The sequence below is a fragment of the Nitrosospira briensis genome (assembly GCF_900115125.1).
Taxonomy (GTDB): Bacteria; Pseudomonadota; Gammaproteobacteria; order Burkholderiales; family Nitrosomonadaceae; genus Nitrosospira; species Nitrosospira briensis_A.
Window position 1 is genome coordinate 432990 of sequence record NZ_FOVJ01000002.1, and the last position, 15255, is coordinate 448244.

Annotated in this window: 13 protein-coding genes; 4 read left to right on the forward strand and 9 right to left on the reverse strand. The window is 55.3% G+C overall.

Features of this window, described 5'->3' with window-relative positions:
• Positions 1–173: 173 nt before the first annotated feature.
• The 3 genes from aceE to BMZ14_RS07315 all read right to left on the reverse strand — a co-directional run bounded on the left by aceE (position 174) and on the right by BMZ14_RS07315 (position 4854).
• The gene (gene aceE / locus BMZ14_RS07305; protein ID WP_074796219.1) at positions 174–2843 is read right to left on the reverse strand and encodes a pyruvate dehydrogenase (acetyl-transferring), homodimeric type; all 2670 of its coding nucleotides are present in this window, start codon (positions 2841–2843) and stop codon (positions 174–176) included.
• Between the two features lie 81 nt (positions 2844–2924).
• A complete protein-coding gene (gene folD, locus BMZ14_RS07310) occupies positions 2925–3791 on the reverse strand; it encodes a bifunctional methylenetetrahydrofolate dehydrogenase/methenyltetrahydrofolate cyclohydrolase FolD (protein WP_074796221.1) in 867 nt (288 codons plus the stop codon).
• 406 nt (positions 3792–4197) lie between these two features.
• Complete coding sequence (locus BMZ14_RS07315) at positions 4198–4854, reverse strand: hypothetical protein (protein WP_074796223.1); 657 nt, start codon at positions 4852–4854, stop codon at positions 4198–4200.
• Between the two features lie 341 nt (positions 4855–5195).
• Here BMZ14_RS07315 and BMZ14_RS07320 point away from each other — a divergent pair, with 341 nt between their 5' ends.
• From BMZ14_RS07320 to recQ, 3 genes are all read left to right on the forward strand, one after another.
• Complete coding sequence (locus BMZ14_RS07320; protein WP_074796225.1) at positions 5196–6374, forward strand: NAD(P)/FAD-dependent oxidoreductase; 1179 nt, start codon at positions 5196–5198, stop codon at positions 6372–6374.
• A 250-nt stretch (positions 6375–6624) separates the two neighbouring features.
• The gene (gene pyrC, locus BMZ14_RS07325; protein ID WP_074796559.1) at positions 6625–7659 is read left to right on the forward strand and encodes a dihydroorotase; all 1035 of its coding nucleotides are present in this window, start codon (positions 6625–6627) and stop codon (positions 7657–7659) included.
• 1 nt (position 7660) lies between these two features.
• Positions 7661–9541, forward strand: a complete 1881-nt coding sequence (gene recQ / locus BMZ14_RS07330) for a DNA helicase RecQ (protein ID WP_074796227.1) — start codon at positions 7661–7663, stop codon at positions 9539–9541.
• Between the two features lie 43 nt (positions 9542–9584).
• Here the strand turns inward: recQ and BMZ14_RS07335 are convergent, their stop codons facing one another.
• From BMZ14_RS07335 to lgt, 6 genes are all read right to left on the reverse strand, one after another.
• Complete coding sequence (locus tag BMZ14_RS07335) at positions 9585–9953, reverse strand: thiol-disulfide oxidoreductase DCC family protein (protein WP_074796229.1); 369 nt, start codon at positions 9951–9953, stop codon at positions 9585–9587.
• A gap of 64 nt (positions 9954–10017) precedes the next feature.
• A complete protein-coding gene (locus BMZ14_RS07340) occupies positions 10018–10359 on the reverse strand; it encodes a DUF4156 domain-containing protein (protein WP_074796231.1) in 342 nt (113 codons plus the stop codon).
• Between the two features lie 231 nt (positions 10360–10590).
• On the reverse strand, positions 10591–10923 hold the full coding sequence (locus BMZ14_RS07345; RefSeq protein ID WP_074796561.1) for a YnfA family protein: 333 nt from the start codon (positions 10921–10923) through the stop codon (positions 10591–10593).
• Between the two features lie 73 nt (positions 10924–10996).
• Positions 10997–11695 carry an SRPBCC family protein gene (locus tag BMZ14_RS07350; protein WP_256208460.1) on the reverse strand — a complete coding sequence of 233 codons (699 nt, stop codon included), beginning with the start codon at positions 11693–11695 and terminating at the stop codon, positions 10997–10999.
• A gap of 28 nt (positions 11696–11723) precedes the next feature.
• A complete protein-coding gene (locus BMZ14_RS07355) occupies positions 11724–12320 on the reverse strand; it encodes a class I SAM-dependent methyltransferase (protein ID WP_074796233.1) in 597 nt (198 codons plus the stop codon).
• A gap of 11 nt (positions 12321–12331) precedes the next feature.
• Positions 12332–13201: a prolipoprotein diacylglyceryl transferase gene (gene lgt / locus BMZ14_RS07360; RefSeq protein WP_074796564.1), complete on the reverse strand. Its 870-nt coding sequence runs from the start codon at positions 13199–13201 to the stop codon at positions 12332–12334.
• A gap of 366 nt (positions 13202–13567) precedes the next feature.
• Between lgt and ilvD the strand changes: the two genes are divergently transcribed.
• On the forward strand, positions 13568–15241 hold the full coding sequence (gene ilvD, locus BMZ14_RS07365; protein ID WP_074796235.1) for a dihydroxy-acid dehydratase: 1674 nt from the start codon (positions 13568–13570) through the stop codon (positions 15239–15241).
• Positions 15242–15255: the final 14 nt, after the last annotated feature.

Consider the following 15255-nt stretch of genomic DNA (forward strand, 5'->3'; position numbering starts at 1 on the left):
CCCCCTGGCGTACCATTCGTTCGATCTGCGTGGCCCGCTCCCGCATCTTGCTCTACCTTGTCTGCGGCGAGCCCCTGCTTAAGATGAGCAAAGCGTGGCTCCGCTATCTGAATCCGTGCACTGGGTGTACAAAGCAGCCAGCATTTTTACGTCTCACTTGTGCCGTCTCACCTTCATACCATCACCGGATTTGGCTTGCCGGGATCGATGCCGAACCTGCTTATCGCTTCCGTCACCTTTTCCGCCGTTATTTCGCCTTCGTCGGCAAGCGCTTTGAGCGTCGCCACGGTAATGTAGTAGCGATCGACTTCAAAGAACTGACGTAGGCGTTCACGCGTATCGGAGCGTCCGAAACCGTCCGTGCCCAATACCTTGTACCGTCCCGGGACAAATTCGCGTATCTGGTCCGCAAAAATTTTCATATAGTCGGTGGCGGCCACCACGGGCCCTTTCCGATCCTTGAGACACGCGCCAACATAGGACAATCGGGCCGGTTCAGCGGGATGGAGCATGTTCCAGCGCACTGCGTCCAATGCCTCGCGCCTCAGCTCGGTAAAGCTGGTGACGCTCCAGATATCGGCAGCAACGCCGTATTCCTTTTTCAGTATCTCCGCCGCTGCGATGACTTCGCGCAGAATGGTGCCGGAACCGAGCAATTGAGCCTGCAATCCCGAACTCTTCTCTCCTGCCTCGCTGCCCTCGCGGAACAGATACATGCCTTTCAATATACCCTGTTCCGCGTTTGCCGGCATTTCCGGATGTGAATAGTTTTCGTTCATCACGGTTATATAGTAATAAACGTCCTCCTGCACCTCATACATTCGGCGGAGGCCATCCCGGATAATGACAGCCAGTTCGTAGGCAAACGTAGGATCGTAGGATATGCAATTGGGAATGGTCGAGGCAGCCAGGTGGCTGTGACCATCCTCATGCTGCAGGCCCTCTCCGTTCAGCGTCGTGCGGCCCGCGGTTCCTCCGAGCAAAAATCCCCGGCAACGCATGTCCCCCGCTGCCCAGGCCAGATCACCTACCCTTTGAAAGCCGAACATCGAGTAAAAAATATAAAACGGGATCATTTGCACACCATGCGTACTATAGGCAGTTGCCGCCGCCATCCACGATGACATGGCCCCCGCCTCATTGATGCCCTCTTGAAGAATCTGCCCGTTCTTGTCTTCCTTGTAATACATCAATTGATCAGCATCCTGTGGCGTATAGAGCTGTCCCGTCGAAGACCAGATACCTAATTGCCGGAACATTCCCTCCATGCCGAAAGTACGCGATTCGTCCGCAACGATCGGCACCACCCTTTTACCGATGTTCTTGTCTTTTACCAGAATATTGAGTATGCGTACGAAAGCCATGGTGGTGGATGATTCCCGCCCTTCGCCGCTGGCCTTGAGCAGCGTATCGAACGCGGACAACGGCGGTATCTGGAGCGCGTCAGCCTTGCGCTGGCGATGATGAATAAAGCCTCCCAGCGCCTGCCGCTGCTGGTGCATATAGATGGCTTCGGGGGAATCCTTGTCAAATGTCAGATACGGTATGTCGTCTATCGTGTCGTCGGAAATTGGCAATGCAAAGCGGTCGCGAAATGCTTTCAGCGAAGTGGTGCCCATTTTCTTTTGCTGGTGGGTAATGTTCTGCGCCTCGCCTGCTTCCCCCATCCCGTATCCCTTGATTGTCTTCGCGAGAATCACGGTCGGCTGCCCGGTATGCCGTACCGCTGCGGCATATGCCGCATAGACTTTGTGCGGATCGTGACCACCGCGATTCAAACGCCATATGTCATCGTCGGACATGCTGGCGACCATCTCCAGCAGCTCCGGATATTTTCCGAAGAAGTGTTCACGAACATAGGCGCCGTCTCTCGACTTGAAGGTCTGGTATTCTCCATCAACGCATTCCATCATGCGTTGCTGCAGCAGGCCTTTGGTGTCCTTTGCAAATAGCGGGTCCCAATACGAACCCCAGATCACCTTGATGACGTTCCAGCCCGCGCCGCGAAAAGCGGCTTCGAGTTCCTGGATGATCTTCCCATTTCCTCGCACGGGTCCGTCCAGGCGCTGAAGGTTGCAGTTGATGACAAAAATCAGATTGTCCAGATTCTCCCGTGTGGCCAGCGAAATAGCGCCCATCGATTCCGGCTCGTCCATTTCCCCGTCGCCCATGAATGCCCAGACTTTGCGCCCCTGCGTCTTGACCAATCCGCGGCTGTCCAGATATTTCATGAAACGGGCCTGGTAGATCGCCATCAACGGTCCCAAACCCATCGATACCGTCGGGAACTGCCAGAAATCCGGCATTAGCCAGGGATGCGGATAAGAGGAAAGCCCCTTGCCCCCAACCTCGCGACGAAAATTATTGAGCTGGTCCTCCGTCAACTCTCCCAGCAGAAAGGCGTAGGCATAAAGGCCGGGGGAAGAGTGCCCCTGTGCGAATACCAGATCCCCACCGTGACTTTCCGAGGCTGCATGCCAGAAATGATTGTAGCCGACGTCATAGAGGGTAGCGGCGGACGCGAAGCTGGCAATATGCCCGCCGACATTGGAATTCTTGTTGGCGCGCAGCACCATCGCCATGGAATTCCAGCGGACGTAGGAACGAATGCGATGCTCCAGAGCATGATTGCCAGGCGACCGGTCTTCCTTCCCCGGTGGAATGGTATTGATATACGCAGTGGTGGCGCTGTAAGGAAGGTATGCGCCTGAACGGCGGGCTTTTTCCACCAGCCGCTCCAGCAGGTAGTGCGCCCGCTCGGTTCCTTCGTGCGTTAGCACGGAGTCCAGCGCCTCCAGCCACTCCTGCGTTTCTGGTGGATCTATGTCGGGTATGGGTTCCATATTTCATCTCGAAATTGTTGGTTTGCCGGTAGGTCTCAGCCGGCAATATGGTTCGCCGTATTGCCCGGCGGCGCAGCTCGGCTAAACGCTGCTAAACCCGGAATGCGCGCGTTCCGCGGCCTCGATTGTATTACACAGCAACATGGCGATTGTCATTGGGCCTACACCGCCCGGCACAGGCGTGATGTAAGCCGCTTTTTCCTTGACTGACTCGAAATCGACGTCACCCGTAAGCTTGCCGTCGGGCAAGCGATTGATGCCAACGTCTATCACCGCCGCTCCGGGTTTTACCATGCCGGCAGTAATCATACGCGGTTTTCCGGTGGCAACCACCAGGATGTCAGCCCGGCTCGTGTGTTCTGCGAGGTTGCGGGTCCTGGACGTGCAGATGGTGACAGTCGCACCCTTTTGCAACAGCATCAGCGCCATCGGCTTGCCCACGATGTTGCTGCGGCCTACTACTACCGCATGCTGCCCCTCGATCGGAATATCATACCTTTCCAGCATTTTCATTATCCCCTGAGGGGTGCAAGGTGGAAAAATGGTATTGCCGGTAACAAGCGCACCAATGTTATACAAATGAAAACCATCCACGTCCTTTTCCACCGCGACTGATGCAATTACTGTATTGCTGTCAAAGTGCGGCGGCAGGGGCAGCTGTACCAGAATGCCATGAATTGCCGGATTCCTGTTCAGTTCCTGGATACGACGTATCACCTCGTCCTGGCTCGCGCTTGCCGGGAACTCATGTATTTCGGAATAAATTCCCGTGTCGCTGCTGGCCTTGGCCTTGTTTCGGACGTAAATACTTGAAGCCGGATTATCCCCCGCAATGACTACCGCCAATCCGGGCTGCATGCCTTTTGCCGTCAAACGCATGGCGCGGATCTTCCACTCCGCCCGCACCTCTCGGGCAAACGCATTCCCATCCATGATTTTGGCGCTCATTATCCTAAATCCGGCAGTTGGACGGGGTGGAGTGTGCGGTTTTTGGGGTGCAGGGCAAGGCGCAACGACGCGGAATGGTCATTCCATTCCATGGAGTTGCAACGCAGCCATGTGCCGCAAAAACCGTTCAATCCGCCTCGTAGCGAACTCACCAGAAAGGTGAAGGCCAAGGGATACAAAAAGCCTCTGTGGATCATAACGCTAAATTGAAAAATAAGCGGTCAACTGCCGGGTTTAGGACCATGTGCTCGATCTACAATATAGGTGAGTGGGTGAGTAGACGAACAATTATACTTTGTCCCCCCGCAGCTTTCACGCCCGGCAGTTTTATTGCGTGTTATTGCGAACAACTGCAAGCACGCGACAGTCGGCGCGCACTGCGATGTGATGCCGGCATGCCTCTGAATCAGGACGGGGGGGAAGCCGGCTGGTTTGGCTTCTTGATCTTGACTCGATAAATCAGCAATCCGATCAAGAACGTGGGAATGACAACCAGGGCTGCAGCCATCAATCCTGCCGCCAATATATCGATCCCCTCGCTTTTCGGGATGAATATCGTAGTAAGCCAGATTGTCAAAAAGGCAGCCACCGCACCACCTATCGCCATAATCTTCTTGCCACGTTCGAAGAGCCGCCATAATGCGCCGGAGACGCGTGTTTCATCCCGATATTCATCAAAGAGCCTGATCATGCTATCGTCATTCACCTCTGCGTCGTAACCCATGGCTACGGCCAGTGTGTCGGCGCCGCCTTCCACCAGAGACATTTTTTTCAGGAATTCTATTCGCTGTTCAGCCTGCTTCTTTTTCATGCCATCGCTGATCAGCATCGATTGAAGTGCGTCAAAAGCATGATCACGTGCGTTGATTGGCAAACCGAGGCTCTCGCCCTTGCGCCACATCACACCGATCAGATAAAGCTGAATGGTCATTTGCCTGAACAGCGGCGCAAAATCATATCCTTTGTCTTTAATCTGCGGGAGCTGTGAAGCCAGTATCTCGCGCGCATTTTGCACGCAAATATCAATTGCGGACGTTCCCGGCTCAGTTTTCGTGTCATTCATTGTCGAAATTTACGGGCCATGCCCAGCCTTAGCTTTGAATTTATAGGGGAACCCATTATATACTGGCATCAGCCTAGTTGAATAAGGATGAATTGGGTGCTGTTGCATCAATCAGCCGCGAAATTCGCCGCATGCAACTCACCCATTCGTGAAGCATCAGGCAGTCTTCAAAAATCGAGACAGGGTTTTCATGAGGTTTCCAACCTATTGGATAGGTCCCATCTGTCAGAGTTCCGCGATGTGGCGCAACACCCTTTGCCATAATTCGATATCGGAAAGATCGGAATATTATAACTTGGTCAATTTTTAATGCGCTTTAGGCGTCTACATAGGAAACCATCATGAAACATCATAAATATCTTATTGTGGGCGGTGGAATTACCGCCGATTCCGCTGTTCACGGCATCCGCAAGGTCGATCCGGACGGCGCCATCGCCATGATCTGTGAGGAGCAGCACCGGCCATATGATCGCCCCCCCCTTACCAAATCACTGTGGAAGGGCGCGCCCTACCAATCCATATGGCGCGATGAGCACGGACTGAACGTTGCCATTCACCTGGGCAAAAAAGTGGTGGCGCTTGATCCGGCAAGGAAGACTGCTACCGATGACGCGGGAAACGTCTACACCTACGAAAAGCTATTGCTTGCCACGGGCGGCATCGTGCGGCGTTTTCCCGGTTTTGACGGAAGCATAATCTACTACAGAACCGCTGACGACTACCGCAAATTGCGCGAACTGAGTGAGCACGGTTCGGACTTTGTCGTTATCGGCGGGGGCTTCATCGGTTCCGAAATCGCCGCTGCGCTTGCAATGAACGACAAACGGGTCACAATGATCTTTCCGGAGAACGGAATCAGCTCACGGGTTTATCCGCCACCTCTTGTTGAATTCCTGAGTTCATATTACCGCGAAAAGGGTGTCACTGTGCTTGCGTCCGAAACGGTTAAATCCCTGCGGACCGAAGGCGCCAAAACAATCGTGACAACGGGAAACGGCACGGAAATTTCCGCCGACGGCGTTGTGGCCGGGCTGGGTATTCTCCCCAATACGGATCTGGCCGCACAGGCCGGGCTTGCTATTGACAACGGCATAGTAGTGGACGAATTGCTGCGTACGAGCAATCCCGACATCTACGCTGCGGGCGACGTGGCAAACTTCTACAGCCACATATTGGAAAAACGTACTCGCGTGGAGCATGAGGATAACGCCAACATCATGGGAGAAACGGCGGGCAGGAACATGGCCGGCGAGTCGGAGCCATATCATCACCAACCCTTCTTTTATTCCGACCTGTTTGACCTGGGCTATGAAGCAGTGGGAGAACTGGATTCCAGTCTTGATATTATCGAAGACTGGAAAGAACCTTTCCGCAAAGGCGTAATTTATTATTTACGGGACGGCCGTGTCCGCGGTGTCCTGCTTTGGAATACCTGGGGACAGGTTGCTGCCGCTACTGAGCTAATTGCAGAAAAGGCTGCGCATACCAGCGAGACGCTGATGGGCCACATATCAGACTAAACTGCCCGAACCAGCCGACAAAACCCGGGTTTAAGTCCCGGTGTTCCGTCCCATCTTTGGGGAGTGCTCGTTATTTACGCGCGCTAGCGTGCAAAAGTCGTAACGGAAGGCTCTCCTTCCGTGGCGAGCAAGGTACACCTTTCATTGCCGGCGTGGACCGAATCCGGCGTCAGGCAAAGAAGAGGAAATTCATGCTGTTTTCACGCCGCACAAATAAGAGAAGCGATTTTCAGGGATTATCTTGAGCCTAATCCCGACCCTCACTCTTACACGACCAGACGATTGTCATCTTCATCTTCGGGATGGCGAGCAGATGCGCGCGGTGCTGCCCGATACCGTGCGACGCTTTGCCCGTGCCATTGTCATGCCCAACCTCAGGCCGGCTGTGGTGACAACGGAAATGGCGCTCGCCTACCATGACCGAATCCTGGCCGCCCTTCCGCCCGGCACGCAGTTCGAGCCGCTGATGACGCTCTATCTTACCGATAACACGACAAGCACGGAAATTATCCTGGCGAAGAACAGTGGCGCGATACATGGGGTGAAATATTATCCCGCCGGCGCGACGACAAACTCCGCCGCGGGAGTAAGCGATATTGCAAGATGCTACGGAACGCTAGCGACAATGGAAGAGACAGGCATGCCGCTACTGGTGCATGGCGAGGTGACCGACCCGGAAGTGGATGTGTTCGACAAGGAAAAGATTTTCCTGGAGCGAGTACTGGTCCCGGTAACACAACGGTTTCCGCGTTTGCGCGTGGTGTTCGAACATATCACTACGTCAGAGGCAGTGGATTTCGTCACCTCTGCCTCGAACCATATTGCCGCCACCATCACCGTTCATCATATGCTGCTCAACCGCAATGCCCTGTTTCAGGGCGGCATCCACCCGCACCATTATTGTCTTCCTGTGCTGAAGCGTGAAACTCATCGGCGAAAACTTGTCGCGGCCGCCACCAGCGGCAGCCCAAAATTTTTCCTCGGAACAGATAGCGCACCTCATTCCCGTTCCACAAAGGAAAGCGCCTGCGGCTGCGCAGGCATCTATACCGCTCACGCGGCGATCGAACTTTATGCGGAAGTCTTTGAACAGGTGGGCGCGCTGGATAAACTGGAAGCTTTCGCCAGCTTTCATGGCGCGGATTTCTACCGGTTGCCGCGTAACAGGGACAGTATTACGCTGAAGAAAGAAAGCTGGAAGGCAGCGACGGAACTTGAATTTGGAGGTGAAACGCTGGTTCCATTGCGGGCGGGGGAAAGCCTGGGCTGGAAATTGATAGGCTGACATGCAGACACAGCAGGAATCCCGGGTTTCCGAAGCTTCCTCCGACACGCCGTCGCGCGCGCTCGCCATTCTCAAAGACATTTTCGGTTACCCCGCTTTTCGCGGGCTTCAAGCCGAGGTAATTACGCATATTGCCGGGGGTGGGGACTGCCTTGTGCTGATGCCAACCGGCGGGGGCAAATCGTTGTGTTACCAGATCCCCGCATTATTGCGCGACGGCGTTGCGGTAGTGGTTTCGCCGCTGATTGCGTTAATGCAGGATCAGGTAGCGGCTTTGCATGAAGCGGGGGTGCGCGCGGCATTCCTCAATTCTTCGATGACGCAAGCGGAAGCGGCAGCGGTTGAGCGCGGCATGCTCACCGGAATGCACAATCTGATATATGTAGCTCCGGAGCGGCTGTTAACGTCCCGCTTCCTTGATCTGCTCTCTCGTACGCATCTCTCGCTGTTCGCCATTGATGAGGCGCATTGCGTGTCGCAGTGGGGGCACGACTTCCGCCCGGAGTACATCCAGCTTTCGATTCTGCATAAGCGCTTTCCGAACGTGCCACGCATCGCCCTGACCGCAACGGCGGATAACGTGACACGCGAGGAAATCGTGGAACGGCTCGGCCTCAACGGCGCCCGCATATTCATTTCCAGCTTCGATCGTCCCAATATTCGCTATCAGATTGTGGACAAAGTGAATGGCAGGGCCCAATTGCTTGATTTCATCCGTGCTGAGCATGACGGCGACGCCGGTATCGTCTATTGCCTCTCGCGCAGGAAAGTCGAGGAAACAGCGGCATGGCTGGTCGGGAAGGGCATACGCGCGCTTGCATACCATGCGGGCATGGGCGCGCCAGACCGCAGCCGCAATCAGGAACAATTTCTGCGCGTGGATGGAGTTGTGATGGTCGCCACCATTGCATTCGGCATGGGCATAGACAAGCCGGACGTTCGCTTTGTCGCTCATCTCGACCTGCCCAAAAGCGTGGAAGGCTACTACCAGGAAACCGGTCGGGCTGGACGCGATGGCCAGGCAGCTACTGCCTGGATGGCGTACGGCTTGGGAGATGTAGTCCAGCAGCGGCGCATGATCGAAAGTTCGGAGGCAGAGCCGCAGTTTAAACGTGTAGCCTCGGCCAAGCTCGAAGCGCTGCTGGCGTTGTGCGAGTCGACCACCTGCCGCCGCGTGCGCCTGCTTGGCTATTTCGGCGAGTCGTCGACCAGCAGCGCATGCGGCAATTGCGACGTCTGTCTCAATCCACCGCAAGTGTGGGACGGCACGGTGGCGGCGCAAAAGGCGTTATCTTGCGTATTCCGCACAGACCAGCGCTTCGGCGCCGGGCACCTGATCGACGTGCTCCGCGGCAATGAGACCGGGCGGGTAACGCAGTGGGGTCACGACAAGGTCAGCACCTTCGGTATCGGCAAGGAACTGGACGAAAAGACATGGCGGGCCGTGTTCCGGCAATTGGCGGCACTCGGCTTGCTTGCTGCGGATGTCGAGGGCCATGGTTCGCTACACCTCACCGCCGCCAGCCGCGCCGTGCTGAATGGGAGTCAAGCAGTGCCTCTGCGTCTGCAGCCTGAACGTAAAAAGACTTCGGCCAGGACCGGGAGCGCGTGTGAAGACAGGTCCGCCGCGCTTGATCCAGCGGCTCAGGCATTGTGGGTGCGCCTGCGCGCGTGGCGCGCTGACGTGGCGAAGCAGCACGGCGTTCCTGCTTATGTCGTATTTCATGATGCGACACTGGCGGAATTAGTGCGCAGGCACCCGCAGACAGAAAGTGGACTGAGCCAGATAACCGGTATCGGTACACGTAAACTGGAGAGTTACGGCGAGGAACTGCTTGAGATTCTTCGGCTTCAACTTGATTCCGGGTCACGTTTGGAGTGATGAAATTCATGTCATTTTCAACCCGGAAGAATAAGCACCGGCCTTACCAATGTCGCTTGGCACGGTTCCAACGGTAGAGCAGGCGGGCAAAGACATTGTATGCCGTTTGCGCAAATGATCTTAGAACGGGCAACTGAAACAGTTTTGCCAGCCAGCGCTGACCAGGCGTTTGTGACCATAACCGAGTGAAAGCGTCGGCTCCGACATTGAGCCGCCCATCCGGGTCTTTGACATACAGCCGCTCCCGAACCTGCTCCAATGACGCGCCCACCTCCCGCACGGCCTCAGGGTTTTCGTGCACATCAACCCACTCGATGTCCCTGATGCCGCACGCCTCCATACGCTGGCGCTGATCCTTGATGCCCGCATTACAAACCGGGCAAGCGCTGTTGTAGTAGACCTTGCTGGGCATGTTCCAACCCTCGACATATGATTCTGAAAACGCAACAAGGGATATCCGGAACTCGAATCCTTAACTACTCACAACGATAGACAACGCCAAGAACGGTTGTGTTCGAGGTCCCTTTGCTGCCCCATGCGTTGGTATTACTGGAGTCTTGCACCCAGACATAGTTTCCGCCCATCTCAGCCGCCTTGTTCCGCAGGTCGTTTCTGGCCCCGATGAGGAGATTTTTGTTTGATGTGTAATCGCCCGTAAACCAGTTGCCCTGTGAGCCCACGACATCTCCGAGCGGCTTGCAATTGCCGGGCGGCTTTTCCGTTACGAGTTCAACGGATTTTCCTTCCGGCGTCGTTGAAATCGCTGAACAGCCAACAAGAAGAAGAACTGATACCGCAGCGCCTGTTTTCATGATCATCTATCTTTCTCCCATGTCTCATGCTTCTGATCGATCGTCTTTACCCCAAAACTTTAGGATCGACGACAAATAGCTTGGAGACTTCCGGATTTCCGCTAGAAGGACTGTGCGCCCGTGTTCATCGCATAAAAACCCAGGAAGCAGCGTTTGATGATTGTACGGCTTGGGGCGTAGCCGTCAACCAAACAGTATCACGCTTCACTTTCTTAAACCGGTAGTCACACTGGGCTGCTATGCATGTCTTGGCCCAAACATGATAATGGCCATGCCCGCGAGCGCCACCAGAGAGCCCGTCACATCCCAGGCCGTAGGCCGAATACCTTCAATAGCCCAGAGCCAGAGTACCGCTACAAAAATATAGACCCCTCCGTACGCGGCATAGGTCCGGCCGGCAGCGGACGGATGGAGCGTGAGCAGCCATGCAAACAATGCAAGGCTGCCAGCGGCCGGCACAAGAAGCCATATGCTCTGGCCCTGTTTGAGCCAGAGATAAGGCAGGTAGCACCCAACGATTTCAGAAACTGCCGTCGCCAGGAAAAGAACAAAAGTCTTCAGCTCAAACACTTTCAATAATGCCCCATGCAAGTCGCATCAATTCACCTAGGCAGTAATTATGAAGCCCATTTGATGCAGCTATTTACTTCTCGGCTGTCTTCTCGATAGAACGTTTTTTCACGGCTTCAAAGAGTTCGGGTATCGCAATCGTATTCGACAGATTGACGACAAAACCGGGAATCAGCCCACCCGCGTTGGTCAGCAGCGTGTAGGTGAGGCGCGTGCGCTTGCCTCTGTGAAGAGGTTCAACCAGCCACGAACCCTCGCTCAGCTTGACCCGTACCACGCCCTCGATCTCCGGCCAGGCCCCCGGAAGCGCCGTCCAGTCTATCCTGAATACGCCGCCATTCCTCGGTATGCCCCGGGTCATCCTGACCTTGAGCGGGTAATCCCGCTCACTCACGAATGGCGGTGCAACACGCGCATAAGTGACAACCTCGCTGCTCCCCCTGCGACTGAGCACTCGCGATTCTTTTACGTACGGCATGAAATCCGGGTAGTGCTCAAAATCGCCCAGAACGTTGAAAACAGTCTCCGCAGGAGCCTTTATCTCGGAAACCGCTATAATTCTGCGGCCTTCTTTCACGTCCTTCGTGAAGATGACAAGCTCACTGCTGCGATGAGCCTCCGTCCAATCTGGCCCGGGGATTTTCACGTTGAGTGCCCGAGCAGGGGAGGCAGCGAGTACAGCGGTGATAGCGAAAACGGCAATGCAGTGCATGGGGTCCACGTCGAATATCTGGGCAGTTTCGGCGCCGGGCAGGTCGAGTAAGCCGGGCAAGGTATTCTACTTCCATTCTTCATCCGGATCAGCCCTTCAGCAAGCGGATACTACGAAACCATCCTCCCGTCAGCACGGGCATATCCGCTTCCACTTTCAATTGCGGGGTGCTCGCCAGCACGTCTTCAAACACCACATCCAATCTTGTCACGACATGCTGCGTCAAAAGATTCAGGGTTCGCCTCAGCCACGCGGTTTCGCCCGGCCTGAGAAACTTGTCGAGTATCAGCACGGTGCCACCCGGTTTCAGGACGCGCGCAGTTTCTCGCAAACAGCCGCGCGCATCGGGAACGATCGCGAGGATCAGATGCAACACCACGTGATCAAAGCATTCGTCCGCAAACGGCACAGACATGCTGTCGCCCTGGACCAGATCCACCCGGAGCTTGCCGATGCGGGGCGTGACGCGGTTTAGCATGGCCCGGGTAAGGTCCAGCCCGGTATAACGGTGACAGGGCGCAAGGTAGGGTAAATCCAGCCCGGAGCCGATACCACTGATGAGGATATGAAGATCGCCCTGTTGTGGCAGTTGTGCGAGACTTGTTGAACGTACACCGGTCCCCGCACCGGCGAGCAGAGCATCGTAAAGCGGGGCGATAACAGTGTAGGAATGGCGCAAGGACATTAATCAGTATCCTACCTGCGATGACGGGTTCGCTTGCCGGTGGCCACCGGCCCGGTCCGCTGATGTGGCGCTTCTGGTTTATCTGGTTTATATAGAGTAGCCTGAGTGCGGTTAGCCCAGGCTATCATGATTAGCCCCGCTGCAATCATCGGCAGCGACAACCATTGACCCATGCTGATACCCAATGTCAACACGCCCATAAAGCCATCCTCGGGCTCGCGAAAAAATTCCGCGACCGACCGGAATACGCCGTAACCGATAAGGAACATGCCGGAGACTGCCCCGACCGGCCTCGGTTTCGCGGAATAGATCCACATCAACGCAAAAAAAGCCAATCCTTCCAATGCGAACTCGTAGAGTTGGGAAGGGTGCCGCGCCAGGCTATCCACGTCAGGAAAAACCATACCCCAGGACACATCTGTGGGACGTCCCCATAGCTCCGCGTTGATGAAATTACCGATGCGGCCCGCGCCCAGGCCCAGCGGTACCAGCGGCGCGATAAAATCGGTTACGGCCAGCCACGGCAACTTATATTTTCGGGCAAGCAGCGCCATCGCGCTTATCACGCCAAGAAAACCGCCGTGGAACGACATTCCGCCCTGCCAAACTGCAAAAATTTCCAGTGGGTGCTGGAGATAGTAGCCGAACTGATAAAATACCACATGACCCAGACGCCCGCCCAATATCACGCCCAAGACGCCATAAAACAGCATGTCATCAAGCATGCTGATGGTAAATGCCCCTTGCGGATTTTGCTTGATGCGATAGCGTCCCAGCAGTATGAATAACGCAAAGCCGATGAGATACATGAGCCCATACCATCGGACTGCGAGAGGTCCCAGATGGATGGCGATGGGGTCGAACTGGGGATGGACGAGCATGAGATTCTGCTTTTTGAGGTAAAATAACGATCGGCCTGGGGCAAACAGCGGCACGGTGTCGGCAGCCGATAGACGATGGAAAAACAGGCCAGTCATTGGTGGCCTCGACTGGGTTTCCGCGTCAGGACCGGATAACGGGTTTCAAGTATTTTTACGCCGGAAATCATTATACATACGGCAACAGTTCTTTGCCCTAGAGGCGTGATCAATGGCGCGCGAAATCGTGAAAAGACAGGCACGTATCCATTGATCTCCACTTTTTTCCATGGACGATTCCGTTAAACAGCGTCGTCCACTATTTTCTCGCGACCCCGCAACCGAAGATGATCGTTGGGTCTTGAAGTCTTTCAACATCAAGGAGCATTTATGCCAGATAACCAACGCAGCCGCGCCATTACACAGGGCGCACAGCGCACACCCAACCGCGCCATGCTGCGGGCGGTAGGTTTCAGCGACAAGGATTTCGAAAAACCCATTGTCGGCGTAGCCAACGGCTTTTCCACCATTACTCCCTGCAACAAGGGATTGAACGAATTGGCATTGACCGCCGAGCACGCGTTGAAAGAATCGGGAGCAATGCCGCAAATGTTCGGCACCATTACCGTATCCGACGGCATTTCCATGGGCACGGAAGGCATGAAATACTCCCTGGTATCGCGCGAGGTTATTGCGGATTCGATCGAGACGGCGGTACAGGCGGAAAGCATGGATGGCGTAATTGCAATCGGCGGTTGCGACAAGAACATGCCCGGGGCAATGATCGCGATGGCGCGCATGAACGTTCCGGCCATTTTTGTTTATGGCGGCACCATCAAGCCCGGCCACTACAGGGGAAGAGACCTGACCATTGTCAGCGCTTTCGAAGCGGTCGGACAATATACGTCGCATAAGATAGATGAGAAAGAATTGCTCGAAGTGGAACGACATGCCTGTCCAGGCGCCGGTTCCTGTGGAGGTATGTTTACCGCCAACACCATGTCCTCGGCATTCGAGGCGATGGGAATGAGCCTGCCTTACTCTTCCACCATGGCCGCGGAGGATGACGAAAAACGTACGAGCGCAGCCCGTTCCGCGGAAGTCCTGGTTGATGCCATAAGGAAACAGATTCGCCCTCGCGACATCATCACCAGAAAGTCCATAGAAAATGCGATTTCCGTCATCATGGCCGTCGGTGGCTCAACCAACGCCGTCCTGCACTTTCTGGCTATTGCTCATTCGGCGGAAGTGACATTGACCATCGACGATTTCGAACGGATGCGCGGCAAGGTGCCGGTGCTGTGCGACCTGAAACCCTCGGGCCGATATGTGGCTACCGACCTGCATAAAGCGGGGGGGATTCCGCAGGTAATGAAAATGCTACTTGAACACGGCCTGTTGCATGGGGACTGCATGACCATAAGCGGCGCGACAGTGGCGGAATTATTAGCCGATATTCCCTCTACGCCGCGCACCGATCAGGATGTCATCCGGCAATGGGAAAACCCGATGTATGCGCAGGGGCATCTCGCCATACTCAAGGGAAATCTCGCGACCGAAGGGTGCGTGGCCAAAATCACCGGCGTAAAAACGCCAAAAATAACCGGCCCGGCAAGAGTATTTGAATCGGAAGAAAACTGCATGGCCGCTATTCTTGCGCGCGAAATCCAGCCGGGTGACGTGGTCGTGATACGCTATGAGGGACCGAAAGGCGGACCCGGTATGCGAGAAATGCTTTCTCCCACTTCCGCTCTTATTGGAGAAGGACTTGGGGATTCGGTAGGACTCATCACGGATGGCCGCTTCTCCGGGGGCACCTATGGCATGGTGGTTGGACACGTCGCACCCGAAGCTTTCGTAGGCGGCACGATTGCCCTCGTGCATGAAGGAGATTCAATAACCATTGACGCCGAGCAACGGCTGCTACAGCTGAATGTTCCAGGAGACGAACTGGCACGGCGAAGAGCAGAATGGAAAGCGCCCCATGCCCGCTATACCCGGGGGGTGCTCGCAAAATACGCAAAATCGGTCTCAAGCGCGAGCCGCGGTGCAATAACCGATTAAACCTGGCACTCCGC